Source organism: Cupriavidus sp. F041, assembly GCF_057814235.1.
Genome location: NZ_JBVASY010000003.1, coordinates 437,988 through 461,576 on the forward strand (window position 1 = coordinate 437,988; position 23,589 = coordinate 461,576).

Consider the following 23,589-nt stretch of genomic DNA (forward strand, 5'->3'; position numbering starts at 1 on the left):
ATTTATTCAAGTGAGGTATTCATGCAATTAGGAATCGAGGGCAAGGTAGCTCTGGTGCTGGGCGGCGGCGGCGGCCTGGGCACCGCCATTGCGCTGGCACTGGCGGCGGAGGGTGCGAAGGTCGTGGTCGCAGACGTCAATGAGGAAGCGGCAAGCCGCACCGCAGCCACGATCGCCGCCAAGGGGGGCGCGGCGCTTGCGCGCACCTGGGATCTGGCGGACCTGGCGTCGATCGAGACGCATGTCGCCGCCATCGAGGCGCAATTCGGCCAGGTCGATATCCTGGTCAACAATACCGGCGGCCCGCCCCCCACCACCGCGTTCGGCCAGGAAACGGCACTGTGGCGCAAGCACTTCGAAAGCATGGTGCTGTCGGTGATCGCGATTACCGACCGGGTGCTGCCCGGCATGCGGGCCAGGCAGTGGGGGCGTATCGTCACAAGCACCTCGTCCGGCGTGGTCGCGCCGATACCGAACCTGGGCATTTCCAATGCGCTGCGCCTGTCCCTCGTGGGCTGGTCCAAGACCCTGGCGCGCGAAGTCGGCCGTGACGGCGTGACGGTCAATATCGTGCTGCCGGGGCGCATCGCCACCGACCGCATCCGCTTCCTGGACGAAGCCAAGGCCGGGCGCGAGCAACGGCCGGTGGAGGCTGTCTCGGCCGAAAGTACCGCCGCCATCGCGGTGGGCCGCTACGGCCGCCCGGAGGAATATGCCGATGCGGTGGCCTTCCTGGCCAGCGACCGCGCCGGCTATATCACCGGCTCAACCATCCGTATCGACGGTGGCCTCATCCAGAGTATCTGAGGCCGGGCGCGGGACTGCCTGCCCGCGCCCCAGCAAGACCGACCCGACCCAACACCTGCCATCGCCGGAGACCCAAAGATGCTGTTGACCGCCGACGCCAAAGGCGTTTTCCCCATTGCGCCCACGCCATTCCTGGACGACGGATCGATCGACGTAAGCTCGATCGATCGTCTGGTGGACTTCTATCTCGGCTGCGGCGCGACCGGTGTGACCGTGCTCGGCCAACTCGGCGAGGCGCCTAAGCTCGAGCACGCCGAGTCGATCGACGTGGCGGCCCGCGTGATCCGGCGCGCAGGCGGGCTACCGGTGGTGGTCGGCGTCTCGGCGCCGGGTTTCGCCGGTATGCGCGCCCTGACGCGCGAGGTGATGGACCTGGGTGCGGCTGGCGTCATGATCGCGCCGTCCAACACGCTGCGCACCGACGACCAGATCGTAGGCTACTACCAGCAGGCAGTGGACGCGATCGGCGCCGACGTGCCGTTCGTGCTGCAGGACTATCCGTTGACGTTCTCGGTGCAGATGACTGCAGGCGTGATCCGCCGCATCGTCGGCGAGTTGTCCTCGTGCGTCATGCTCAAGCACGAAGACTGGCCCGGCCTGGAAAAAATCTCGGCCCTGCGCGCCTTCGAGAAGGGGGGTTCAATGCGGCACATCTCCATCCTGTGCGGGAACAACGGGCTGTTCCTGGACTATGAAATGGAGCGCGGTGCCGACGGCGCCAATACCGGCTACTGCTTCCCGGACATGCTCTGCGACGTGGTGCGCTTGTCGGCCCAGGGCGAGCGCGAGGCCGCGCACGACCTCTTCGACGCCCACCTGCCGCTGCTGCGGTATGAGCAGCAGCCCGGCGTCGGCCTGGCCGCGCGCAAGTACGTGATGATGCGGCGCGGAATCCTCACCTCCGCGGCGCAGCGCAAGCCAGCGGCGGCCATGTCGGCGACGGCACGGCACGAGGTGGACCACCTGCTGCGGCGTCTGGCAAGGCATGACCCGCGCGCGGCACTGGCAGATTAAACCCCAAACCAAATGCAATAAGGAAACATCATGGCGACCACATCGCTTCCCCTCGACGAAAGTGTGATCAAGGCTCTGCAAGGCGTGACCACCGCAACCCTGACCACCGTGCTGCTCAAGCATGGCCTGCGCAACGTTTGGCTGCGCGGCACGCGGCCGCTGGCACCTGGTCAGCCGCGCCTGGTCGGCCGCGCTTTTACCCTGCGCTTCGTGCCCGCTCGCGAAGACCTGGCGACGCCGGCCTCGTGGGGCTCGCCAATTTCCACGCGCGCGGCCATTGAGGACATGCCGGCCGGCTGCATCGCGGTGGTGGGTGCGCTGGGCGTGACCGATGCTGGCATCTTCGGCGATATCCTGTGTGCGCGCCTGCGCAAGCGCGGCGTGGCCGGACTGGTGACCGACGGTGTGGTACGCGATGTGGCGGGAGTGCTGGGCACGGGATTGCCGGTTTGGTGCCAGGGCACAGCGGCACCAGCTTCGGTCGCCGGTCTCACCTTCGTCGGCTGGCAGGAACCCATCGACTGCGGCGGCGTTGCGGTATTCCCCAACGATGTCATCGTGGTGGACCAGGACGGCGCGGTGCTGATTCCCGCCGCCATGCTCGACGAAGTGATTGCCGCCTCGGTGGAACAGGAGCGCCTGGAGGGCTGGATCATGCGAGAAGTGGAGCGCGGCATGCCGTTGCCCGGCCTGTATCCGCCCAACGAGGAGAACAAGGCGCGGTACAAGGCTTGGACGGAAGGCCAGGGCGCTGATCGCTGCTAAAGGCTCCGGGCACCAACGCGGCGCCCGCACCGTCACTGCGGCGGCCGCGCGGTTAGCGTGCCCCCGCCCGCCGCGAGGCAAGCCCGAACTCCAGGAACGCCTGCGACAGGGTGGCGTGCGCTCCGTGTGGCGACCACAAGAACCCCACCTTGCGCACCGGCGCCCGACCGGGCAGCGGGATCCGCGCCACCTTCAGGCCCTCGGGCCACGGCGGCGTCCAGTCCGGCACCAGCGAGACGCCGATGCCCTGGTGGACCATGGTGGCGATGGCGTTGAGCGCGTCGATTTCCAATCGCTCTTGCGGCACGATGTTGTGCTCCTGCAGGTAGCGGTCTGCCACCATTCCTCCCCACATGCTGCGGTCGTAGCGAATGAACGGCTCGCTGGCGAGCAAGTCATGCGCGCCGCGGCTGGCCATGGCCTGCGATGCCAGCACGATGAACGGCTCTTCCACCAGCACTTGCCAGGCAAATGCCTTGGGAATCGTGAACTGCGGCGCCACGATGATGCCAGCGTCCAGGTCACCCGAGACGATGCGCCGGTACAGGTGCGAAGACGCGCCTGGCTCCACGAAAATCTTCAGTTGCGGATGCTCCGTGTAGAGCCTCTCCAGGATCTGCGGCAAGAGTCCCGTCAAGGAGGAAGTCGACACGCCCAGCCGCAGTTCCCCCACCAGGGTGTCGTCGTGCGCCACTGCGCTCAGGTCGCGCACGTCACGCACTACGGCGCGCGCCTTGGGCAGGATACGCAAGCCCCCCTGGGTTGGCAGCACCGTGCGGCCCGCGCGCTTAACCAGCGGCGTATCCAGCGCGTCCTCCAGCGCCTGGACCCGCGCTGCAATTGCGGCTGCCGTGAGGCCCAGGCGACGCGCGGCTTCCGCGAAGGAACCGTACTCAACCACGGCGACGAAGCTCTGCAGGTAGCGGGTGTCCATAACAAAAAAATTCTATTGATTGAACAAGGCGGTCAATGCTGTTTTTGCATTCTGCCAGTTTCTACAATTTGTCTCAAATCAAATGAAGATTCCCCAGGAGACGACTCATGGCTGATGTTGCCCGCCCGCGCGGCGTTTTCTCTCCCGTCCTCACGCCGTTCGGCGCCGACTATGCGCCGGATGCCGGGCGCTTCGTGCGCCATTGCCGCTGGTTGACGGCGCAAGGCGTGGGGCTGGCGGTGTTCGGCACCAATTCCGAAGCCAACTCGCTGTCGGTCGACGAAAAGCGCCGCTTGCTGGACGTACTGCTGGACGCGGGTATTCCTGGCTCCCAACTGATGCCTGGCACCGGCGCCTGCGCGCTGCCGGATGTCATCGCCCTGACTCGCCACGCCGTTGCGGCGGGCTGCGCGGGCGTGTTGATGCTGCCGCCGTTCTATTACAAGGGCGTCAGCGACGATGGCCTGTTCCGCGCCTTTGCCCAGGTGATCGAGGGCGTGGACGATGCACGCCTGCGCGTCTACCTGTATCACATCCCCGCCGTGAGCCAGGTGCCTCTCGGACTGGACTTGATCGACCGTCTGCTGAGTGCCTATCCCGGCATCATCGCCGGCGTGAAGGATAGTTCGGGTGACTTCGCCAATACACGCGCCATGATCGAGCGATTCGGCGCCCGCGGCTTCGACGTATTCGCCGGCACCGAGGCTCTCCTGCTGGAAACGATGCGCGCCGGCGGCGCTGGCTGCATTACGGCCACCGGTAACGTCAACCCCGCGCCCATCGTGGACCTGTACAGGCACTGGCAGCATGCGGACGCCGACGACCGCCAGGCAGCGCTCAACCGCACCCGCGCCGCCTTCCAGCAGTTCCCGATGATCGCGGCCATGAAGGAGGCCATCGCCGCGCAGAGCACGGACGAGGCATGGCGCATCGTGCGGCCGCCGCTGATGGAGTTGCAGGCGGGCCAGCGCGAGGCACTGGCGCAGTCGCTGGACGCGCTTGGATTTGTGATGCCGGACGCGCAACTGCTGGCAGCCTGAATCGATAACAGGACCATCGGCCCATCCGTGGACAAAGAACTGCGATGGACCCGTGTTGAAAACAGGACATAACATCCGGGAGACACCTATGCCAGCCACCCCCTTCACCCACCAGTCCAACGATGCGCGCCGGCGAATCATGCTGTGCGCAGCGATTGCCGGTATCGCTGCGATTGGCTGCGCCTCGCCTTCAAGGGCGGCCGACGCCTATCCGAAGAAGACTATCCGCATCGTGGTGGGCTTTGCCCCTGGCGGCGGCGCCGACATCGTGGCCCGCCAGATCGGCAACCAGCTCGCCAGGCAAACGGGCCAGACAGTGATCGTCGATAACCGGCCCGGCGCTACCGGCACCATCGCGGCGACCAACGTGGCCCAGTCGGCCGCCGACGGCTATTCGATGATGCTGGCGTCGCAGTCGACCATGGTCATCGCGCCGAGCATGTACGCCAATCTGCCGTTCGATCCGCTGAAGGACTTCATGCCGGTGACACAGGTGGTATCGATGCCGCTGGTGATGGTAGTGAATCCGTCGGTGCAGGCCCGCACGGTGCAGGATGTGATCGCGCTCGCGCGTGCCAGCAAGCTGAGCAGCTATGCCTCGTCGGGCTCTGGTGGCCCGCAGCACATTGCCGGTGCACTTTTCGATTCGATGAGCGGCATCAAGCTGACGCACGTGCCTTACAAGGGTGAGTCGGCGGCGTTGACCGACGTGATGTCCGGCACTGTACCCTTGATGTTTGCCAACGTGCCGGTGGCCGCGCCGTTCATCAAGAGCGGCAAGCTCAAGGCAATCGCGGTGTCCAGCCTGACGCGTGCCCAGGCGCTGCCGCAGGTGCCAACGCTGTCGGAGGCGGGGTTGAAGAACTTCGAGGTGCTGACCTGGTACGGCTTGTTTGTGCCTGCCAAGACGCCCGGGGCCATCGCCAGCAAGATCAGCGACGAAGTCAGCGTAGCCCTGAAAGATCCGGGGTTGCGAGCCAAGTTCACCGAGCAGGGGCTCACTATCCTCGGCACCAGTCCCGAACAGTTCCGCATGTTCATGACCACCGAAGTCCCCAAGTGGGGCAGCGTGGTGAAGAGCGCCGGCATCCAGGCCGAGTGAGCGCCTAGGCTTTATCCGATTCCGCAATCCAGGAAACGTAGTATGGAAACCCAGAAAAAGAGCATCATCGGACCTTGTATCCGCCTGCATCCTGCGGACAACGTGTTGGTCGCCCGCATGAACGTGGCCATCGGCGCGCAAGTGCCGGGGGAAACCTGGGGCGTGCGTAGCCAGGTTCCCCCCGGCCACAAGATCGCCGCCCGCTTTATCAAGGCCGGCGAGCCGATCCTGAAGTACAACGTCTGCATCGGTTTTGCCGCGGCCGACATCCAGCCGGGCAGCTACGTCCATTCGCACAACGTCAGCTTTCAGGAATACGAACGGGACTACGCCTTCGGCCGCGACTACCGGCCCGTGGACCCGGTCGAAGCAGGCCGGCAGGCGCGCTTCGACGGCATCGTGCGCGCCGACGGCCGTGTGGGCACGCGAAACTATCTCGGCATCCTGTCAACGGTGAATTGCTCCGCCACCGTCGTACGCAAGATCGCGGAGTGGTTCACGCCGGAGCGGCTTGCAGACTTCCCCAACGTCGATGGCGTGGTGGCGTTCAGTCACTCGCTGGGCTGCGGCATGGAGATGACAGGAGAGCCCATGGATTTGCTGCGCCGGACCATGGCCGGCTATGCGCGCCACGCCAACCTGGGCGCCGCGCTCATCGTAGGGTTGGGTTGCGAACGCAACCAGCTAAAGGGCCTGCTCGACGGGCATTCTCTGGAGCCCGGCCCCCTGCTGCGCACCTTCGTCATGCAGGAAAGCGGCGGTACGCGCAAGACCATTGAGGCCGGCATTGCCGCGGTCAGGGAACTGCTGCCGCTGGTCAACAGCGTGGAGCGCCGTCCGGTGCCGGCCAGCCACCTGACCGTGGGCTTGCAGTGCGGCGGCTCGGACGGGTTTTCGTCCATCACCGCTAATCCGGCCCTGGGCGCGGCTGTGGATCTGCTGGTGCGCCACGGCGGCACCGCCATCCTGTCGGAGACGCCGGAAATCTACGGGGTGGAGCACACGTTGACCCGTCGTGCCGCCAGCCGCGCAGTCGGCGAGAAGCTGCTGGAACGCGTACTCTGGTGGAAAGAGGATTATTCCGTCGGACGTGACGTGCAGATCAACGGCGCGGTCAGCCCGGGCAACCAGATGGGTGGCCTGGCTAACATTTTCGAAAAATCACTGGGCTCGTCAATGAAGGGCGGTACGGGTCCGCTGATGGAGGTGTACCGTTACGCCGAGGCGGTCACGCAGCACGGGCTTGTATTCATGGACACGCCGGGCTACGACCCGGTATCGGCCACTGGCCAGATCGCCGGCGGCGCCAACCTGATCGCCTTCACCACCGGACGGGGCTCGATGTTCGGTGCCAAGCCTGTCCCCAGCCTCAAGCTGGCCACCAATTCGCCAATGTATCGGCGGCTGGAGGAAGACATGGACCTGAACTGCGGCACGATTCTCGACGGCGAGAAAACCATTGAGCAGGTCGGCGAAGAGATCTTCCAGCTGATGCTGCTTACCGCTTCGGGTAAGGCGTCGAAGAGCGAACTGCTAGGGCTCGGGGACAACGAATTCGTGCCCTGGCATATCGGCATCATGAGCTGACTACCGGCATACGGGAACAGTAAGAAGGAAGGTACGTCATGTGGCAAGCAAGTGCACGATACCCCGATCCTCGCATCCAGGTGCTGGATCCGGAGTTCGAGAAATACCGGATCGCCTACGCCGCGGTGGAGCAGATCGCAACTGGATTTCGCTGGGCGGAAGGGCCAGTCTGGTTCGGCGATGGCCGCTTTCTATTGTGGAGCGACATTCCGAATAACCGAATGATGAAGTGGGAGGAGGAAACTGGCACGGTCAGCGTGTACCGGCAACCGTCCGGCTACGCGAACGGCAACACGCGCGACCGGCAAGGACGATTGATCACGTGCGAACACGGCGGGCGCCGCGTGGTGCGCACTGAATACGACGGTAGCCTCACGGTGTTGATCGACCGCTTTGAGGGTAAGCGCCTCAATTCGCCCAACGATGTTGTCGTCAAATCAGATGGTTCCATCTGGTTCACTGATCCGCCGATGGGAATACAAGGCAATTACGAAGGTCGCGCCGCGACCCCGGAACTGCCTCATTCGGTCTACCGGCTCGATGCCGAGTCGGGCTTGCCGACCGTGATGACAACGGAGCTGAAGGGGCCCAACGGCCTGTGCTTCTCCGCCGATGAGCGCATCTTGTACGTCATCGAATCGCGCGGAACGCCAGGGCGCAAGATTTGGGCCTATGACCTCGTCGATGGTGGCACGAGTATCGCCAACGGAAGAATCCTGCTCGATGCGGGCGCAGGAACAATCGACGGAATGCGCTGCGATATTCACGGAAACCTCTGGTGTGGTTGGGGCATGGGCAGCGACGATCTTGACGGCGTCATGTGTGTGTCGCCAGAGGGAAAACTGATCGGCCGGATCGCGCTTCCTGAACGCTGTGCGAATCTTTGTTTTGGTGGACTGATGCGCAATCGGCTCTTTATGGCTTCTTGCCAGTCAGTCTATGCCTTGTATGTGAACACGCAAGGCGCCGTAGGCGGCTGAGTCTCCGTCTTGCCGTCCACACTTTTCCTCCCTCTTCAGCTGCCTGGAGAGCTCAGTTCATTAATTTGCAATTAATATTTCGTAATTGTACTTATAGATAGTATAGGTTTTTGGAGGCAGTGATGTCTGGAAAGTATCGATATGTAGTAGCCGGCCTTCTATTTGCTGCCGGGATGATCAACTACATGGATCGCGCAGCGCTGGGCGTCGTTGCCCCGATTATTAGCAAAGAGCTAAACATTTCCCCGTCGCAGCTTGGAATTGTCTTTAGCAGCTTCTTTTTTGGATACTCCATCTTTGCGTTTGTCGGCGGACAACTTGCCGACCGCTATGGGCCTCGGCGTGTCTTCTCCTGGGCGATGGGAGGTTGGTCACTGCTGTGTGGACTCACCGCCGGCGTGACAGGCTTCACTACTCTTCTTCTGGCGCGTGCGTTATTCGGTTTCGGGGAAGGGCCGATGAATTCGACAACCAACCGGACCATTACCAATTGGTTTCCGCGTAGTGAAACCGGCAGGATGATCGGCTTCTCCTTCTCGGGGCAAACGCTCGGCAGTGCAATCGCCGGCCCGATTGTCGGACTGGTGGCAATCGCCTTCGGGTGGCGCATATCCTTTGTCGTGATTGCGCTGATTGGATTCATCTGGATCGGATTCTGGCGCTATTTCGTTACCGATAGCCCGGCGCAGAACCGCCGTGTGGCCGCTGACGAAGTGCGGCTGATCGAACAGAGCCGCAGTGCCGCGCACCCAGCCGATGAGGGCGAACGCGGAACGACGCTGCGCGAGTATCTGTTCAGGCCCAGTATATTGGCGCTGGGCACCGGCTTGTTTGCGGTTAACTACACCCTGTTCATTTTCGTATCCTGGCTGCCGAGCTATTTCACCAATGCGTTGCACCTCGACCTGAAACAGATGAGCATCCTGAGCACAATTCCTTGGGCTTGCGGCGCAATCGGCTATTTCGGCGGCGGCATCCTGTCCGATTTCATCTACAAGCGCATGAAGAATCCGCTGAATGCGCGCAAGCTCTCAGCAGTCTTGCCCCTCGCCTTGTCCGCACTCGCCATGCTTGTCGTGAGTTTCGCTACGGAGACGGCCACGGCAGTGGCTCTTGTTGCTGCTGCTGTGCTATTTCTGACTGCCTCCTCGCAGGCTTGCTGGGCACTGATGCACGAACTCGTTCCGGGGAAACATCTGGGCGGCGTCAGTGGATTTGTACACCTTCTGGGCAATATTTCCGGCATCGTCGGCCCCACCGTCACTGGCTTCGCGGTTGAGTACTTCGGCGGATACAGCAGCGCATTTGCGCTTGGTGCAACGATCGACCTGGTGGGTGTTCTGGCCATGGTGTTCGTGATCAATAGCCGGACCACAATGAGCCAACCGGCAGTGAGCAGTTCCGCTGCATAGTTGGTGTTCGCCGACGCAACAGAATGGATGGCGACTATCCGTCCTTTCCGTTAGAAGGTTTGCTTCTCGAAGCAGGCAGACCACGCAATATATGGGAGAAGTTCATGAAGCGCGTCTTGATTACTGGCGCCGCCGGTCACATCGGCCGTGTGCTGCGCAAAGGGTTGCAAGGGCATTACGAACTGATACGGCTTGCCGATGTCGCACACCAGGAGCCTGCTGGTGCCGGCGAGGAAGTCGTGACGACTGACATTACCGACATCGAACAACTTGCTCGAGCGATGCAGGGAATCGATTGTGTAGTTCACCTGGCCGGCATTCCGGATGAGGACACATGGGACCGTATTCGCCGTCTGAACATCGAAGGTTGCTACAACGTGTTCGAGGCTGCCCGCATGGCTGGCGTCAAACGCGTGATTTTTGCAAGCTCGAATCATGCTGTTGGCTTTCATCGCCGCGATCGGATCATCAATGACGAAGTAATGCCCCGTCCGGACAGCCGCTATGGCGTGTCCAAAGTCTTTGGCGAAGCGCTTGGCCGCCTCTATGCGGACAAATATGGCCTGTCAGTGGCGTGTCTGCGTATCGGGTCATTTCGTCCCGACGACCAGCCCAGTGTGGAGCGCCACCTTTTCTCGTGGATCAGTCATCGGGATACTGTGCAGTTGACGCGCCGAGCGATCGATGCACCGAAGTACCACTTCCTTATCGCCTATGGCGTTTCGGCCAATGCCAGAAATCGCTGGGACAATGCCAATGTGCGCTTCCTTGGTTATGTACCCGAAGACGACGCGGAGCGGTACGGAGACAAAATCCTGGAATGCGGTGTCCATGAGGATGAACACGAAGCTCTGTTCCATGGCGGCTTTGGCTGTCTTGTCGAATTTACGGGACGGCTTGAGGATATCGATTGACCGCGTATGTTCGGATGACTCCCCAATAAGAATAGGCCTTTACGCATGGACGCGGTGATCTTGGTTGTGGCAATTGGAGCCATTGTTGCGGGCTTCGTTCAAGGGCTGTCGGGCTTCGCCTTTGGTCTCACTGCAATGTCATTCTGGGCCTGGTCGCTGGAGCCTAAACTGGCCGCGGCAATGGCCGTCTTTGGGGCGTTGACGGGGCAGATCATTGCCGCGGTAACCATGCGCCGAGGATTGAAGCTGGGCAAGCTGTTGCCTTTCCTAATCGGCGGCCTGGTGGGCATACCGATTGGCGTCGCGATTCTTCCGGCGCTCGACCTTCAACTCTTTAAGGCTCTCCTGGGTACGTTCCTTGTGCTGTGGTGCCCCACAATGCTTGCGGCACGAAACCTGCCGGCAATCACGGCGGGTGGGAGGGTAGCCGACGGGATCGTGGGTGGCGTCGGGGGGATCATGGGTGGCATCGGGGGCTTCACCGGCACAATTCCTACACTGTGGTGCACGTTGCGAGGATTCGACAAGGATGAGCAGCGTGCGATCATTCAGAACTTCAATCTCGCCTTGCTGCTTGTGACGATGGCCATCTACGTGGAAAAGGGAATCGTGACACGTGAGATGCTGCCGATGTTTGCCATCGTCGGGCCGGCGATGCTAATTCCCACTCTCCTGGGAGCGCGTCTGTATGTTGGCATTTCGGAAGCAACGTTCCGCAAGATTGTGTTGAGCCTGCTCGCCGCCTCCGGGGTCGCGTTGCTGGCATCGTCCGCTCCACATTTGCTTCAGCGTTTGGCGTAGGGATTCTCTCGCGGTACGGTCTCGACGTGCTGCTGGGCTTACTCCAGCAACCCACTTCCTTGTCTGCCCCGGGTTTCACTCACAGCCTGGAGCAACCGATATTTACGGATCTTTTGATATAAGGTACTTTTTGCAATGCCCAACTGCAAAGCGGTTTTTGTCAGATTGCCGCCGTTGTAGGCCAGCGCCTCCCGAATTGATTCGGCTTCGGCCTTTTCCAGTGAATAGATTTTTGCGCTGAATGGTGGCGTCGCTTCTTGCTCTGCACCACCTCTGCTCATGATCGACCCGATGGCGATTTCAGATGGTAGCTTGTCCGTGGTGATCACACAGTCTTTCGCCATCAGCAGGGAGCCTTCAATCGCGTTGCGCAGCTCGCGCACGTTACCTGGCCAATCATAGGTTAGAAGGCATGCATAGGCTTCGTCGTCAAACGAAGTCGCGGGTAGACCGTAGCGCTCGCAAAGATGGGTCAACCAGTGAGCGATCAGCCCGGGCAGGTCGTCCTTGCGGTCACGCAGCGGTGGTATCGATACAGTGGTCACGGCAATCCGATAGAACAAGTCCATGCGGAATCTTCCCTCAGCGATTTCGTCCCTCAGGTTGCGATGCGTGGCCGCGATCAGGCGAAAGTCGACTTTGCGCGGAGAGTTTTCGCCTAGACGATAGAGTTCGCCTTCCTCCAGCACCCGCAGCAAGTGGGGCTGGATATCTAGCGGCATCTCACCGATTTCATCCAGGAACAATGTGCCGCCGCTCGCGGCCTCGATCTTCCCGGCGGCCCCCGATTTGCGCGCACCGGTGAAGGCACCATCCGCATAGCCAAAGAGTTCGCTTGCAAGCAGGTCCCGCGACAGTCCGCCGCAATTGAGTGCGACAAACGGACCGCCGGCGCAGGCGCTGGCCTGATGGATTCCTTGGGCAAACAATTCCTTGCCAACACCGGTCTCGCCTAGCAGAAGCACGGGCACCTTTGAGGGGGCCAACCGCTGTGCCTTCGCGACGGCGGCACGCAATGCCTCGCCATTGCCGACAACCCTGCTAAACGCGGGGGCCACTTCTCGGCCAGCGTCGCGCATGCCGAGGGCCGGTGGTAACCTGACCTGTCGTACGGCGGCGGGAATCACGACCAGGAACCCAAGCACGTCCCGCCCTTCGTGGATGGTTTCGACCCGTGCCAGGCTCAACCACTCGGGAGGGCGCTCGGCCTTGGCAGAGTTCGCAACGATGTCCAGGCCGGGGATGGAAAACGCATCATTCAATACGGCGTGCACGCCCAGTCGCGCCAGGGCGGAAGCGGCCTGCGGATTGGCCTTGACCAGGCGTCCCCGCTCATCAAGGACGAGGACACCATCGCTTCGCCCCGAACCGAAACATGCCATGCAGCGATCAAGCAGATGCAGGCGGCGCTCCATAGAGAGCTTGGCAAGGCGGCCTTCGATCCGGCCTGCCAGCGAGACTATCAGGGCAAGGCTGTGCCGACTAAAGGTCTCGGCAAGGCCCGACACATCAATGGCCCCGAGTACGCTGGCATCCACCGGATCGCGAATCACCGAGGCCGAACAAGTCCAGCGCTTTATGCCCGCGCAAAAATGCTCGGCGCCATGGATCTGCACAGGTTGCTGTAATGCCAGGGTGGTGCCGATGGCATTGGTTCCACAATTAAGCTCCTTCCAGTTGCAGCCGGGCACTAGTCCAACCTCACCTGCCGGCTCGATAATGCGCATGTCTCCTTCCTGCTGGAGGATCATGCCATCCGGATCGGTCAACAGCATGATGGTGCCGGTTTGCGCAAGGAAATCCCGCGTTTGCTCGATCAGGGGCGAACTGGTATTGACGAGGCGTTCATGCCTGGCACGCCACTCTTTCAGTCGATCCGCGTCCAGCGGCGGTTGCGCCCGGCTTACCGCCGGATCGACCCGGCTGTTCAGGCAGCGATGCCACGAGTCGCCTACAACAACACGCAAGTCGGCGGACCGCGATTCGTCTCCGCTTAGCAAGTGCTCCCAGGCGGACATGATGCTCGCTTCGTGATCCGGACTGGAGAACCAGTCCATCGGCGTGCCCGTCTTGTACATTTTGCGTCTCCAGACGGCCAGCGGGCGGTCGTCACTCCTGCAGAGTTCCCTGCCGTGTCTCTTCGACAACCCACATTTCTGTCACCTGCGGAGCGAACGTTGCCTCTCGGGTGACGGCCTGCTACCAGTATATTTCCTGTAGCGCCATGAACGGGGTTGGTCCTGGATGCAAACTGCAGGCCACCGGCTGCGCCGTGCTACCAGCAGTTGACATCGCGCTGGAAGACCTGCCGCGGCGTCTCTCGTCCGGCGGAAGCAATGCGTCCGTTCGAAGCTCGAAAGGCCATCGAACGGACCATCGTCAGTCTTCTAAGTCACTGCAGACCGACTGCGTCCTGTTTCAAGCGCATCTTGTCTCATCCGTGTAGAACGCCTCGAATGTTCGGCTCGCCGCCATTGCGTGTTCGGCGCCATCAGGTGCTGATAGACCTCGGCCATGGTTTCGTTCGTGTCGCGCACGCAGGCACCGGCTTGTAGCCTCCAGTTTTCCAAAAAGTCGCAAGAGACGTGGCCGCATTTGCACTGCGTTACCGAGTTCTTCGTGTTGGCTTGCTCCGGGCTTTGCCGGCGACAAACAGTCCATCGGATCGCACGAAGTAGGTGGGGCGGCGTTCGATTTTCGAACGCCGGAGGGCGCGCAGGCTGAATTCCGGTTGGTGTGATTTATCTTTTCCCGAGCCCTGGTCTATGCCGTCCGAACTGGTATGAACCAGTCCTCGCTCCGCGCACCGAAGAGCGCCCGGGAGGCCAGCGCAGCTTGACGCGAAGGATCAATCCCCAGCCCAAACGGCCTCAGCGCACGCCACTGGATCAAGCGGCACGACAGGTCGCGTATGTGCGCTACAAGAAATCTGGCCCGTCGGAAAGTGCGAAGAATGAGCAAGGACATTCGCGGGGGTAATGTGCTAAGCGCTCCACATCGCTCCCGTTTTGTGTCTGGCATCGAGATTGCATTACTGGCAATGCGAACTAGCGCACGGTGTGAAGCAATCTTGCAACGAAGGAGACCGGCGATGAAAGGCGGCCAGCGCCATGAAAACGGCGCCCCCAAGGAATGGGAAGGGTGCACCGGAGCCGCAGTGATATGGAGTGATTTCTCGATGCGCGCGGAACCACCGCTAGGTGCCCAACTCGTGACGCCGCGCAGAGGGTATACCCATCATGGACTCTACGTGGGCGACGGAAAGGTTGTGCACTATGCAGGACTCTCGGGTGCCCTACTCGCAGGCCCCATCGAGGAAGTCCCGGTAGCGCGCTTTGCCTGTGGCCACAAAGTGTGGATTGAGCCCGGCCCTTCCCCAAAGTACTCAGGCGCGGAGGCCGTCCGCCGGGCTCGCTCCCGACTGGGCGAAAACCACTACCGGCTCCTGACCAACAACTGCGAGCACTTTTGTATGTGGTGTCTATGTGGAGTAGCGCGCAGCGCGCAGGTGGACAGATATCTGGCTTTCCCCCGCCTGTTCCTGCGAGCCATTGTCTATCAACTCAAGGCAGGCGGCGCCATGTCTCTCCAGCGCTCCATATGCGGGACGGCAGCTATCGTGAGTGACATCAGCGTACCCGCGCCGATATAACGTTAAATATAAATTGATAGTCATAAAATTATCTAATAATTATTATAAAATCTTGGAGGCAATAATGCATGGAAAATATCGATATGTAGTAGCCGGCCTTCTATTTGCTGCCGGGATGATCAACTACATGGATCGCGCAGCGCTGGGCGTCGTTGCCCCGATTATTAGCAAAGAGCTAAACATTTCCCCGTCGCAGCTCGGAATTGTCTTTAGCAGCTTCTTTTTTGGATACTCCATCTTTGCGTTTGTCGGCGGACAACTTGCCGACCGCTATGGGCCTCGGCGTGTCTTCTCCTGGGCGATGGGAGGTTGGTCACTGCTGTGTGGACTCACCGCCGGCGTGACAGGCTTCACTACTCTTCTTCTGGCGCGTGCGTTATTCGGTTTCGGGGAAGGGCCGATGAATTCGACAACCAACCGGACCATTACCAATTGGTTTCCGCGTAGTGAAACCGGCAGGATGATCGGCTTCTCCTTCTCGGGGCAAACGCTCGGCAGTGCAATCGCCGGCCCGATTGTCGGACTGGTGGCAATCGCCTTCGGGTGGCGCATATCCTTTGTCGTGATTGCGCTGATTGGATTCATCTGGATCGGATTCTGGCGCTATTTCGTTACCGATAGCCCGGCGCAGAACCGCCGTGTGGCCGCTGACGAAGTGCGGCTGATCGAACAGAGCCGCAGTGCCGCGCACCCAGCCGATGAGGGCGAACGCGGAACGACGCTGCGCGAGTATCTGTTCAAGCCCAGTATATTGGCGCTGGGCACCGGCTTGTTTGCGGTTAACTACACCCTGTTCATTTTCGTATCCTGGCTGCCGAGCTATTTCACCAATGCGTTGCACCTCGACCTGAAACAGATGAGCATCCTGAGCACAATTCCTTGGGCTTGCGGCGTAATCGGCTATTTCGGCGGCGGCATCCTGTCCGATTTCATCTACAAGCGCATGAAGAATCCGCTGAATGCGCGCAAGCTCTCAGCAGTCTTGCCACTCGCCTTGTCCGCCCCCGCCATGCTTGTCGTGAGCTTCGCTACGGAGACCGCCACGGCAGTGGCTCTTGTTGCTGCTGCTGTGCTATTCCTGACTGCCTCCTCGCAGGCTTGCTGGGCACTGATGCACGAACTCGTTCCGGGGAAACATCTGGGCGGCGTCAGTGGATTTGTACACCTTCTGGGCAATATTTCCGGCATCGTCGGCCCCACCGTCACTGGCTTCGCGGTTGAGTACTTCGGCGGATACAGCAGCGCATTTGCGCTTGGTGCAACGATCGACCTGGTGGGTGTTCTGGCCATGGTGTTCGTGATCAATAGCCGGACCACAATGAGCCAACCGGCAGTGAGCAGTTCCGCTGCATAGTTGGTGTTCGCCGACGCATCAGAATGGATGGCGACTATCCGTCCTTTCCGTTAGAAGGTTTGCTTCTCGGAGCAGGCCGACCACGCAATATATGGGAGAAGTTCATGAAGCGCGTCTTGATTACCGGCGCTACCGGTCATGAGCCTGCTCGCCGCCTCCGGGGTCGCGCTGCTGGCATCGTCCCCACATTTGTTTCAGCGTTTGGCGTAGGGATTCTGTCACAGTCATGGCAAGGCCGTCGAATTCGCGGGGCGGTTGAAACCCAGTGGAAGCCACTGCCCGATTAGCCAGTCCACTTCGAGTGGCGGATGACGCTGCAGAAGTTCCCAGGTTTGAAAGAGGGATCCTTGTCGGCGATCACATCGGCTTTGACGTTGCCGAAGGTCGTGTCGGGTTTGTGCTTGATGCCGTCATAGAAGGCCTGAATGATGTGTTCCTTGAAATGGTCTCCACGCGGATACGCGCGGACAACCGCTTCACGCTCAGCGTCGCTGTACTCGGGATAGGTCAGGCCCAATACGTCCATTTCCACGCCGGCAGTGACCAGCGCCACAACAGGATGCATGTGCTGGGGAATCCCTGGCGTTGTATGCAAGGCAATCGCCGTCCATACCGTGTCGATCTCTTGCTGGTTGATTCCATGGTATCGCAGAAAGTCACGGGCAGCGTTGGCGCCGTCCACCTCGAAGCGCTCGCAGGCGCTACTGTGCTTGTGCGTCAGCCCCATGTCGTGGAACATGCAGCCGCAGTACAGCAGCTCGGGGTCGAACTTCAGGCCGCGATGCTTGCCGGCCAAGGCGCCGAAGTAATACACGCGGCTCGAATGATGGAACAGCAGCGGCGATGCGGTGTCCCGAACGAGTTCGGTGATTTCGCGGCTAAGCTTGCTATCCGGGATCGCGATCCCGTCGATATTCAGTGTCACGACATGTCTCCAAGATGGGGCGTCAAGGTCAATTTTCGGTCGACACGGAGTTGTCTGCAATCGGCGTAATACGTCATATACTGCCAATTTGCGTGTCGGACCGACGTACGGGAGGTTGCCGTCGAAATGGCAATAACGGTTGCAATAGTGGCGCTACCAGGTGTTCAGCTCTTGGATGTGGCTGGTCCGCTGGACGTGTTCGCACAAGCGAATGTGGAGGTGGGGCGCGAGGCATACGTCTTGCGCGTCGTGGCGTGCGAGCCCGGGGTGATCCGCAGCTCGTCCGGTGCGCGGCTTGTGCCCGACGAGGTGGCCGGTGGCGCAAGCACCTGCATAGACACCTTGCTCGTCGCAGGCGCACCGAATGCTGCGCAGATACGCATGAAGCCCGCAGTCCTATCCTGGCTGCGCACAAGCGCGGCTCGTGCCAGACGCTACGGCTCAGTTTGCACCGGGGCCTTCGCGTTGGCGGCAACCGGACTGCTGGATGGACATCGACTCACCACGCACTGGGCCGCGGTGGACCAGCTGGCGCAGGCGTACCCATGCGTTACCATCGACCAAGACGCGCTGTATGTGCGTGATGGGAAACTGCGCACGGCGGCCGGTGTCACGGCAGGGCTAGACCTCGCCTTGTCGCTGGTGGAGGAGGATTTTGGCAGGGAGATCGCCATGCGAGTCGCTGCGCAGTTGGTCATGTACTTCAAGCGTCCTGGGGGGCAGCTTCCGTTCAGTCGCAAAGGCGAAACACGTCCTGCCGGGCGTTCGGCCCTGCAGGAGGTCCAGCGTTGGGTAGCGGCGAACCCGGCGTTGGAACTTAGTGTGGAGAAGCTCGCCAAGCATGCTGGCCTGAGTCCGCGCCATTTCGCGCGTCTGTTCCATGCCGAAGTCGGTGTGACGCCGGCCGCCTGGGTCGAGGTGGCACGAGTCACTGCAGTCCGGGAATTGCTGGAGACTGGTAGAGCGGCGCCCAAGCAGGTAGCTGCAAAGTGCGGTTTTACCAATGCAGATACGTTGAGGCGGGCTTTCACCAAGCCGGCGCGCGTCAAGGCAGATGTCGCCTCATTCATGCAGCCAAACGCTGTTTTTTGGCGCCTGGCTTGATACCGCTGGGCACGGCAATCTCGCGCTCCGGGTTGAGCGTGACCGTGCCGATTGGCGTCCAGTTTCGCGTGTGGCGTGACCAGCGACGTGGGTTGCGCTCGCGGGCCTCGGCATAGAGCACATGACGAGCGGCGAGAATCCTATCGTCGTGCCCGGCGTGGCGCTGTGCCGGGCTCACGTAGCGGATGCCGCTGTGCCGATGCTCGTGGTTGTACCAGTGCACGAAGTGCGCCGCCCAGGCGCGCGCCTTGCTCAGATCGGCGAAGCCGCTGGACGGGAACTCCGGCCGGTACTTGGCCGTGCGAAACAGGCTCTCCACAAAGGCGTTATCGTCGCTCACGCGTGGACGCGAATACGAGGGCTTGACACCCAACCAGTGCAACATCGCCAGCACCGTGGTGGCCTTGAGTGTGGCGCCGTTGTCCCCGTGCAGCACCGGCTTGGCCGCCATGGCGTGGATGCCCTCGGCCAGCGCCGTGCGCTTGACCAGATGCGCCGCGTGGTCGGCGTCGTCGCGGTCGTGGACTTCGAAGCCCACGATCTTGCGGCTATACACGTCCAGGATCAGGTACAGATAAAACCAGCGCCCGGTGATCTCGGCAGGCAGGTACGTCATGTCCCAGCACCATAGCTGGCGCGGTGCGGTAGCCACGTGCGTGGTGGGCGGGCGGCTTTGACGGGGCGCCTTGGCGCGGCCTCGATGCCGGCTCTGGCCATGCGCGCGCAGCACGCGGCCAAAGCTCGATTCGCTGGCCAGGTACACGCCTTCGTCGGCCAGCATGGGCACGATGCGCGCCGGCGGCATATCGGCGAAGCGCGGCTCGTTGGCCACGCGCAGGATCTGCTCGCGCTCAGCCTCGGTGAGGGCATGAGCGGGCATTGGCCGCACCGCCTGGGGCCTGCCGTCACCCGATATGAGACCTTGGCCGTCCGTCCAACGCTGCAGCGTGCGCGCGCTGATGCCAGCGGTCTCGCAGGCCGCGTGCAGCCTTGCCCCAGCAGCGTGCGCCACTTCGATGTCGCGGGCCAGAGTCTGGCGATCTTCGAGGCCGATCATTCGTCCTCGCCCTTGTTGAAGATCGCCGCGACTTTTTTTGAAAGTACCAGCAATGCAGCAGTCTCGGCCAACGCCTTCTCCTTGCGCCGCAACTCGCGTTCGAGCTCCTTGATGCGGCGGCGATCATGCTGGGTCTGCTTCGGACTGGCGCGCACCTCCTCCGGTTCAGCCAGCGCCTGCGTGGCGGCTTGGCGCCACTGTTCAAGCTGTTGGGGGTACACACCGTGCTCGCGACACCAAGCACTGCGCGCAGTCTCGTCCATGGCCGCCGTGGCGATTACAGCCTCCAGCCGGGCAGGCGCTGTCCATGCCCGCTCGCGAGCGGGCATGGACAGCGCATCCGCACGCCACCGCTCCAACGTGGCCACTGCCACACCCAGTTCCCTTGAAACCACTTCCACCGCCACACTCTCCGGCGGCAACAACCGCGCTACTGCACGGTCCTTAAACACTTGTCCGTATCGAGCCACTTCCATCTCTTATCGCCCCCAAGGTTCAGATTCTATCTGGGCGACATCTATTCTGACGCGGGGGGAAGCATGTCGGCATCACGCCGGCCGAATACAGGAAGCGGTATGCCCGGGCATGACCTGTCCCGGCGCGTAACGTCGGGGGCTAGAGGAATGGCGGCGCTTTAGGGAAGGCCTGCGGAAACCACCTGTCGTTCGCGGATTCCGCCGAGCCATCGCGCTAGTCCGGAACCGCCGCGGCGACATCAACCGATGCCTCCGGTCGTTCAACCTTGATAGGCAGAAACCGTGCCGGAGTTGGCGCCGTCAAGGGTGGGCTGGCACGCTCGCGCAGCGCTTGTTCTTCGTTTGCCATAGTGTGCACGATCTCCATCGTGAACGGATAGGGCAATCCTAATTGCCGCGCATAGGGGGGAAGGGCACTCTCCCGCGCTTCCAACCCTCACGTGTTGTCACGTGTTCGCCGAGCGGATCATGTCTATCAGTTGACGCAGGCCGGGCAGCGTCTGCCGCCGGCTCGGGTAGTACATCACCATGGGCGGACCGGCGACCGACCATTCCGGCAGCACCACTTCAAGCCGACCGGCCGCGATGTCGTCGGCGACGCGGCGTTCGAGGCAGTACGCGAGCCCGACACCGTTTAGCGCGGCATCGACGACCGTGTCGGATTCGTTCGCACTCATTGAGCCAGGCACGTCGAGTTCGAGCGCCTGCGGGCCATGGCCGAGTTCCCACCGATACAGCGAGTTGTCGCCGATGCGCATCCGGATGCACGAGTGGCGCATCAGGTCGTCTGGGCTTCCTGGCCGTCCGCGCCGCGCCAGGTATGCGGGAGATCCCACCACCACCCAGCGCAACGGCGGCGTCAGAGGCACTGCGATCATGTCACCTGCGACCGTGTCGCCGTAGCGGATGCCGGCGTCGTAGCCGTCGGCAATGATGTCGATCAGGCGATCGTCGACCGTGATGTCGAGCTGGATGTCCGGATACGCATCGAGGAATGCTGGCAGTATCGGGCTGATCAGCAGACGCGCCCCATCGCGCGGCACATTGATTCGCAATCGGCCGATCGGCGATGTGCGGTAGCGTTCGAGATGATCGATTGCCGCTCCGATAGTCTCAAAGCCCTTTTCGAGCTGTTCTGCCAGTGCGCTGCCCGCCGCAGTCGGCAGCACCGAGCGACTGGTTCGGTTGAGCAGCTTCACGCCGAGCCTGGTTTCGAGTTTGCGCATAGTGTGGCTCAGCGCCGATGTCGACACACCCAATTCGACGGCCGATTGCCGGAAGCTGCGCCGGCGGCAGATGGTGAGGAAAACATTCAGATCCGCAAGTTCGGAACGCGTGAAAGCAGGCATGGGAGACCGGAGTGGGGAAGGGGCAAGAGGGAGGGGGGCGGGGCCGCTTATTTCAATGGAGCGTTGAATTCCACTCAACGAGATATGAGTTAGATTCTACGCGTCCAGGGCGGTGGAAGATGGCAGGCCGACGCCCGGAGCCAACCACCGATTGGAGTTATTAAACATGAACGTCGAGACGACACATATTGAAGGCATCCCTATCCCGGTATCGCGTATCGGATTGGGCACCTGGGCGATAGGCGGCTGGATGTGGGGCGGAACTGACGACGATGCGTCCGTGGCGACGATCCGCAACGCGCTCGATCAGGGCATCAATTTGATCGACACCGCACCGGTCTATGGCTTCGGCCATTCCGAAGAGGTGGTTGGCAAGGCGCTGACCGGTATGCGCGAGCGTGCGGTGATCGCGACCAAGGTTGCGCTCGAATGGGGCGATGGCGGCGTGCGGCGCAACTCGACACCGGCGCGTATCCGACAGGAAATAGAGGATTCATTGCGCCGGTTGCGCACCGATTACATTGACCTGTATCAGGTGCACTGGCCGGACACACTGGTGCCATTCGCGGAAACCGCGGCCGAACTGGAAAAACTCCGCACCGAAGGCAAGATACTCGCCATCGGCGTCAGCAACTATTCGCCACAGCAGATGGACGCGTTTTCGGCAGCCACGAAGCTCGCGGCAGTCCAGCCTCCATACAACCTGTTCGAGCGAGCGATCGAAGCTGACGTACTGCCGTATGCGCGCGAGCATGGACTTGCCGTGCTGGCTTATGGTGCCCTTTGCCGTGGCCTGCTGTCCGGGCGAATGAGCCAGTCCACAACGTTCGACGGCGATGACCTGCGCAATGTGGACCCGAAGTTCCACCAGCCGCGTTTCGCGCAGTACCTGGCGGCCGTCGATGCGCTCGCAGTGCTGGCTCGCGAGCGTCATGGCAAATCGGTGCTGGCGTTGGCGATCCGCTGGATTCTCGACCAGGGACCGACCATTGCGCTGTGGGGTGCGCGTCGTCCGGACCAGTTACGCGGCATCAAGGACGCGTTTGGATGGGTGTTGAGCGCGCAGGACAAGGCCGATATCGATGCGTTGCTCGCACAGCATGTGACGGATCCAATCGGTCCGGATTTCATGGCGCCGTCGCTGCGCTAGGACGAACTATTTTTCATTGCCAGAGGATGGGCGACGCGATCGAGCCGAAAGTCAACCACCAGATCCATCAGGCAGCAGTCTGAACGCTGCTTTGTCAGCATATTTCATCATTCGGAGTTTCATCATGCAGATTGGTTTCATCGGGCTTGGCTCAATGGGCGCCGCGATTGCCATGAACCTTGTCGAGGACGGGCACAAGGTGCACGTTTTCAACCGTAGCCTTGCACGTACCGAACCGCTTCGCAAGGCTGGTGCCACGGTCGTGGAAAGTCCCGCGCAGGCTGCGTATTTGGCGGACGTCGTGTTTACAATGGTAGCCGACGATGCCGCACTCACATCGGTTACGTTCGGCGAGATGGGGATCCTCGCGGGCTTGAAACGGGGCGCGCTGCATATCTCGCTGAGCACGATTGGCGTGGCCACCGCACAGGATTTCACCGTGCTGCATCGGGAAGCCGGGGTGGGATTCGTTTCGGCGCCGGTGTTTGGCCGACCCGATGCAGCCGCGGCGCGCAAGCTCTTCATCATGGCCGCGGGCACAGACGAGCATCTGAGCGTTGCGGTGCCACTACTTCAACAGATGGGGCAGTCCGTCGGTATCGTTGGTGCCGATCCGTCGCAGGCGAACCTTGTGAAGCTGATAGGCAATTTCATGCTGTCCGTCATCATCGAGACGTTGGGCGAAGCATGCGCGGTGGCGGCCAAGGCCGGAATTGACCCGATGGGCTTCGTTGAACTGCTGACAAGTTCAAATTTCAACGCGCCGCCGTACAAGATCTATGGACCGATGATCGCGTCGCAGCGGTTCCAGCCGGCGGGCTTTGCACTCCCCCTCGGCCAGAAGGACAATCGCCTGATGCTGGCGGCCGCCGAAGCGCTTGGCGTTCCACTGCCGCTCGCGAGCCTCGTTCACGATCGCTTCCTTGCTGTGCGCTCGCAAGGCATTGGCGCTGAGCACGACTGGTCTGCATTTGCGCTTTGCGCATTGACTGAAGCAGGGCTGCGCAAGCAGGTTTAGCGTTCGCCCCGCCGCTTGAACCGTCATGTCTTCCAGGCTTTGCGGCTCAGCGGCATAGTCTTAGGGTCTTTGCCCCTAAAAGATCATAGCCGTCCGCGATCACTTCTGGTTGCCTGGCCACGATGACGAATCTCGAACTCGTCGACGC

At 61.6% G+C, this 23,589-nt stretch carries 21 protein-coding genes; 15 read left to right on the plus strand and 6 right to left on the minus strand.

The window, feature by feature from the left end:
- Positions 1-21: 21 nt before the first annotated feature.
- The 3 genes from ACZY0R_RS40590 to ACZY0R_RS40600 all read left to right on the plus strand — a co-directional run bounded on the left by ACZY0R_RS40590 (position 22) and on the right by ACZY0R_RS40600 (position 2,586).
- Entirely contained in the window at positions 22-807 is a 786-nt protein-coding gene (locus ACZY0R_RS40590; RefSeq protein WP_045237569.1) for an SDR family oxidoreductase, read from the plus strand.
- Positions 808-885: 78 nt separating this feature from the next.
- Complete coding sequence (locus ACZY0R_RS40595; RefSeq protein ID WP_488867110.1) at positions 886-1,821, plus strand: dihydrodipicolinate synthase family protein; 936 nt, start codon at positions 886-888, stop codon at positions 1,819-1,821.
- Between the two features lie 30 nt (positions 1,822-1,851).
- Positions 1,852-2,586 carry a ribonuclease activity regulator RraA gene (locus ACZY0R_RS40600; RefSeq protein ID WP_488867112.1) on the plus strand — a complete coding sequence of 245 codons (735 nt, stop codon included), beginning with the start codon at positions 1,852-1,854 and terminating at the stop codon, positions 2,584-2,586.
- A 52-nt stretch (positions 2,587-2,638) separates the two neighbouring features.
- Here the strand turns inward: ACZY0R_RS40600 and ACZY0R_RS40605 are convergent, their stop codons facing one another.
- Positions 2,639-3,520 carry a LysR family transcriptional regulator gene (locus ACZY0R_RS40605; RefSeq protein WP_045237572.1) on the minus strand — a complete coding sequence of 294 codons (882 nt, stop codon included), beginning with the start codon at positions 3,518-3,520 and terminating at the stop codon, positions 2,639-2,641.
- Positions 3,521-3,627: 107 nt separating this feature from the next.
- On the opposite strand from ACZY0R_RS40605, the gene ACZY0R_RS40610 reads away from it, so the two are divergent.
- From ACZY0R_RS40610 to ACZY0R_RS40640, 7 genes are all read left to right on the plus strand, one after another.
- The gene (locus tag ACZY0R_RS40610; protein WP_488867114.1) at positions 3,628-4,560 is read left to right on the plus strand and encodes a dihydrodipicolinate synthase family protein; all 933 of its coding nucleotides are present in this window, start codon (positions 3,628-3,630) and stop codon (positions 4,558-4,560) included.
- 88 nt (positions 4,561-4,648) lie between these two features.
- Positions 4,649-5,662, plus strand: coding sequence for a tripartite tricarboxylate transporter substrate binding protein (locus ACZY0R_RS40615; RefSeq protein WP_488867116.1), 1,014 nt, complete (start codon positions 4,649-4,651; stop codon positions 5,660-5,662).
- A gap of 42 nt (positions 5,663-5,704) precedes the next feature.
- Positions 5,705-7,249 carry a UxaA family hydrolase gene (locus tag ACZY0R_RS40620; RefSeq protein WP_488867118.1) on the plus strand — a complete coding sequence of 515 codons (1,545 nt, stop codon included), beginning with the start codon at positions 5,705-5,707 and terminating at the stop codon, positions 7,247-7,249.
- 38 nt (positions 7,250-7,287) lie between these two features.
- Positions 7,288-8,229, plus strand: a complete 942-nt coding sequence (locus ACZY0R_RS40625) for an SMP-30/gluconolactonase/LRE family protein (protein ID WP_488867120.1) — start codon at positions 7,288-7,290, stop codon at positions 8,227-8,229.
- Positions 8,230-8,351: 122 nt separating this feature from the next.
- Positions 8,352-9,641, plus strand: coding sequence for an MFS transporter (locus ACZY0R_RS40630; protein ID WP_488867122.1), 1,290 nt, complete (start codon positions 8,352-8,354; stop codon positions 9,639-9,641).
- 104 nt (positions 9,642-9,745) lie between these two features.
- Positions 9,746-10,555, plus strand: coding sequence for an NAD-dependent epimerase/dehydratase family protein (locus ACZY0R_RS40635; RefSeq protein ID WP_488867124.1), 810 nt, complete (start codon positions 9,746-9,748; stop codon positions 10,553-10,555).
- Between the two features lie 45 nt (positions 10,556-10,600).
- Positions 10,601-11,356 carry a sulfite exporter TauE/SafE family protein gene (locus ACZY0R_RS40640; protein WP_488867126.1) on the plus strand — a complete coding sequence of 252 codons (756 nt, stop codon included), beginning with the start codon at positions 10,601-10,603 and terminating at the stop codon, positions 11,354-11,356.
- Between the two features lie 38 nt (positions 11,357-11,394).
- On the opposite strand, the gene ACZY0R_RS40645 is transcribed toward ACZY0R_RS40640, so the two are convergent.
- Both ACZY0R_RS40645 and ACZY0R_RS40650 read right to left on the minus strand, forming a co-directional pair.
- Positions 11,395-13,434, minus strand: coding sequence for a sigma-54-dependent Fis family transcriptional regulator (locus tag ACZY0R_RS40645; RefSeq protein WP_488867128.1), 2,040 nt, complete (start codon positions 13,432-13,434; stop codon positions 11,395-11,397).
- 309 nt (positions 13,435-13,743) lie between these two features.
- On the minus strand, positions 13,744-14,097 hold the full coding sequence (locus tag ACZY0R_RS40650) for an acetone carboxylase subunit gamma (protein ID WP_488867336.1): 354 nt from the start codon (positions 14,095-14,097) through the stop codon (positions 13,744-13,746).
- 437 nt (positions 14,098-14,534) lie between these two features.
- Between ACZY0R_RS40650 and ACZY0R_RS40655 the strand changes: the two genes are divergently transcribed.
- Both ACZY0R_RS40655 and ACZY0R_RS40660 read left to right on the plus strand, forming a co-directional pair.
- A complete protein-coding gene (locus ACZY0R_RS40655; protein ID WP_488867338.1) occupies positions 14,535-15,008 on the plus strand; it encodes a lecithin retinol acyltransferase family protein in 474 nt (157 codons plus the stop codon).
- A gap of 64 nt (positions 15,009-15,072) precedes the next feature.
- Positions 15,073-16,362 carry an MFS transporter gene (locus ACZY0R_RS40660; protein WP_488867130.1) on the plus strand — a complete coding sequence of 430 codons (1,290 nt, stop codon included), beginning with the start codon at positions 15,073-15,075 and terminating at the stop codon, positions 16,360-16,362.
- A 283-nt stretch (positions 16,363-16,645) separates the two neighbouring features.
- On the opposite strand, the gene ACZY0R_RS40665 is transcribed toward ACZY0R_RS40660, so the two are convergent.
- Positions 16,646-17,287 (minus strand): HD domain-containing protein, encoded by a 642-nt coding sequence (locus ACZY0R_RS40665; protein ID WP_488867132.1) that lies wholly within the window; start codon positions 17,285-17,287, stop codon positions 16,646-16,648.
- 126 nt (positions 17,288-17,413) lie between these two features.
- On the opposite strand from ACZY0R_RS40665, the gene ACZY0R_RS40670 reads away from it, so the two are divergent.
- Positions 17,414-18,391 carry a GlxA family transcriptional regulator gene (locus tag ACZY0R_RS40670; protein ID WP_488867134.1) on the plus strand — a complete coding sequence of 326 codons (978 nt, stop codon included), beginning with the start codon at positions 17,414-17,416 and terminating at the stop codon, positions 18,389-18,391.
- Here ACZY0R_RS40670 and ACZY0R_RS40675 read toward each other — a convergent pair.
- Both ACZY0R_RS40675 and ACZY0R_RS40680 read right to left on the minus strand, forming a co-directional pair.
- Positions 18,354-19,918, minus strand: a protein-coding gene (locus tag ACZY0R_RS40675; RefSeq protein ID WP_488859618.1) for an IS3 family transposase whose coding sequence is annotated in 2 segments (ribosomal slippage) — positions 18,354-19,480 and positions 19,480-19,918 — 1,566 coding nt in all. Because the reading frame shifts where the segments join, the coding sequence is not laid out codon by codon here. The two genes, ACZY0R_RS40670 and ACZY0R_RS40675, sit on opposite strands and share 38 nt — an antisense overlap.
- Positions 19,919-20,370: 452 nt before the next feature.
- Positions 20,371-21,273, minus strand: a complete 903-nt coding sequence (locus tag ACZY0R_RS40680; RefSeq protein ID WP_488867136.1) for a LysR family transcriptional regulator — start codon at positions 21,271-21,273, stop codon at positions 20,371-20,373.
- Positions 21,274-21,385: 112 nt separating this feature from the next.
- Between ACZY0R_RS40680 and ACZY0R_RS40685 the strand changes: the two genes are divergently transcribed.
- Complete coding sequence (locus ACZY0R_RS40685) at positions 21,386-22,423, plus strand: aldo/keto reductase (RefSeq protein WP_488867138.1); 1,038 nt, start codon at positions 21,386-21,388, stop codon at positions 22,421-22,423.
- 124 nt (positions 22,424-22,547) lie between these two features.
- Positions 22,548-23,441, plus strand: coding sequence for an NAD(P)-dependent oxidoreductase (locus ACZY0R_RS40690; protein WP_488867140.1), 894 nt, complete (start codon positions 22,548-22,550; stop codon positions 23,439-23,441).
- The last annotated feature ends 148 nt before the right edge of the window (positions 23,442-23,589 follow it).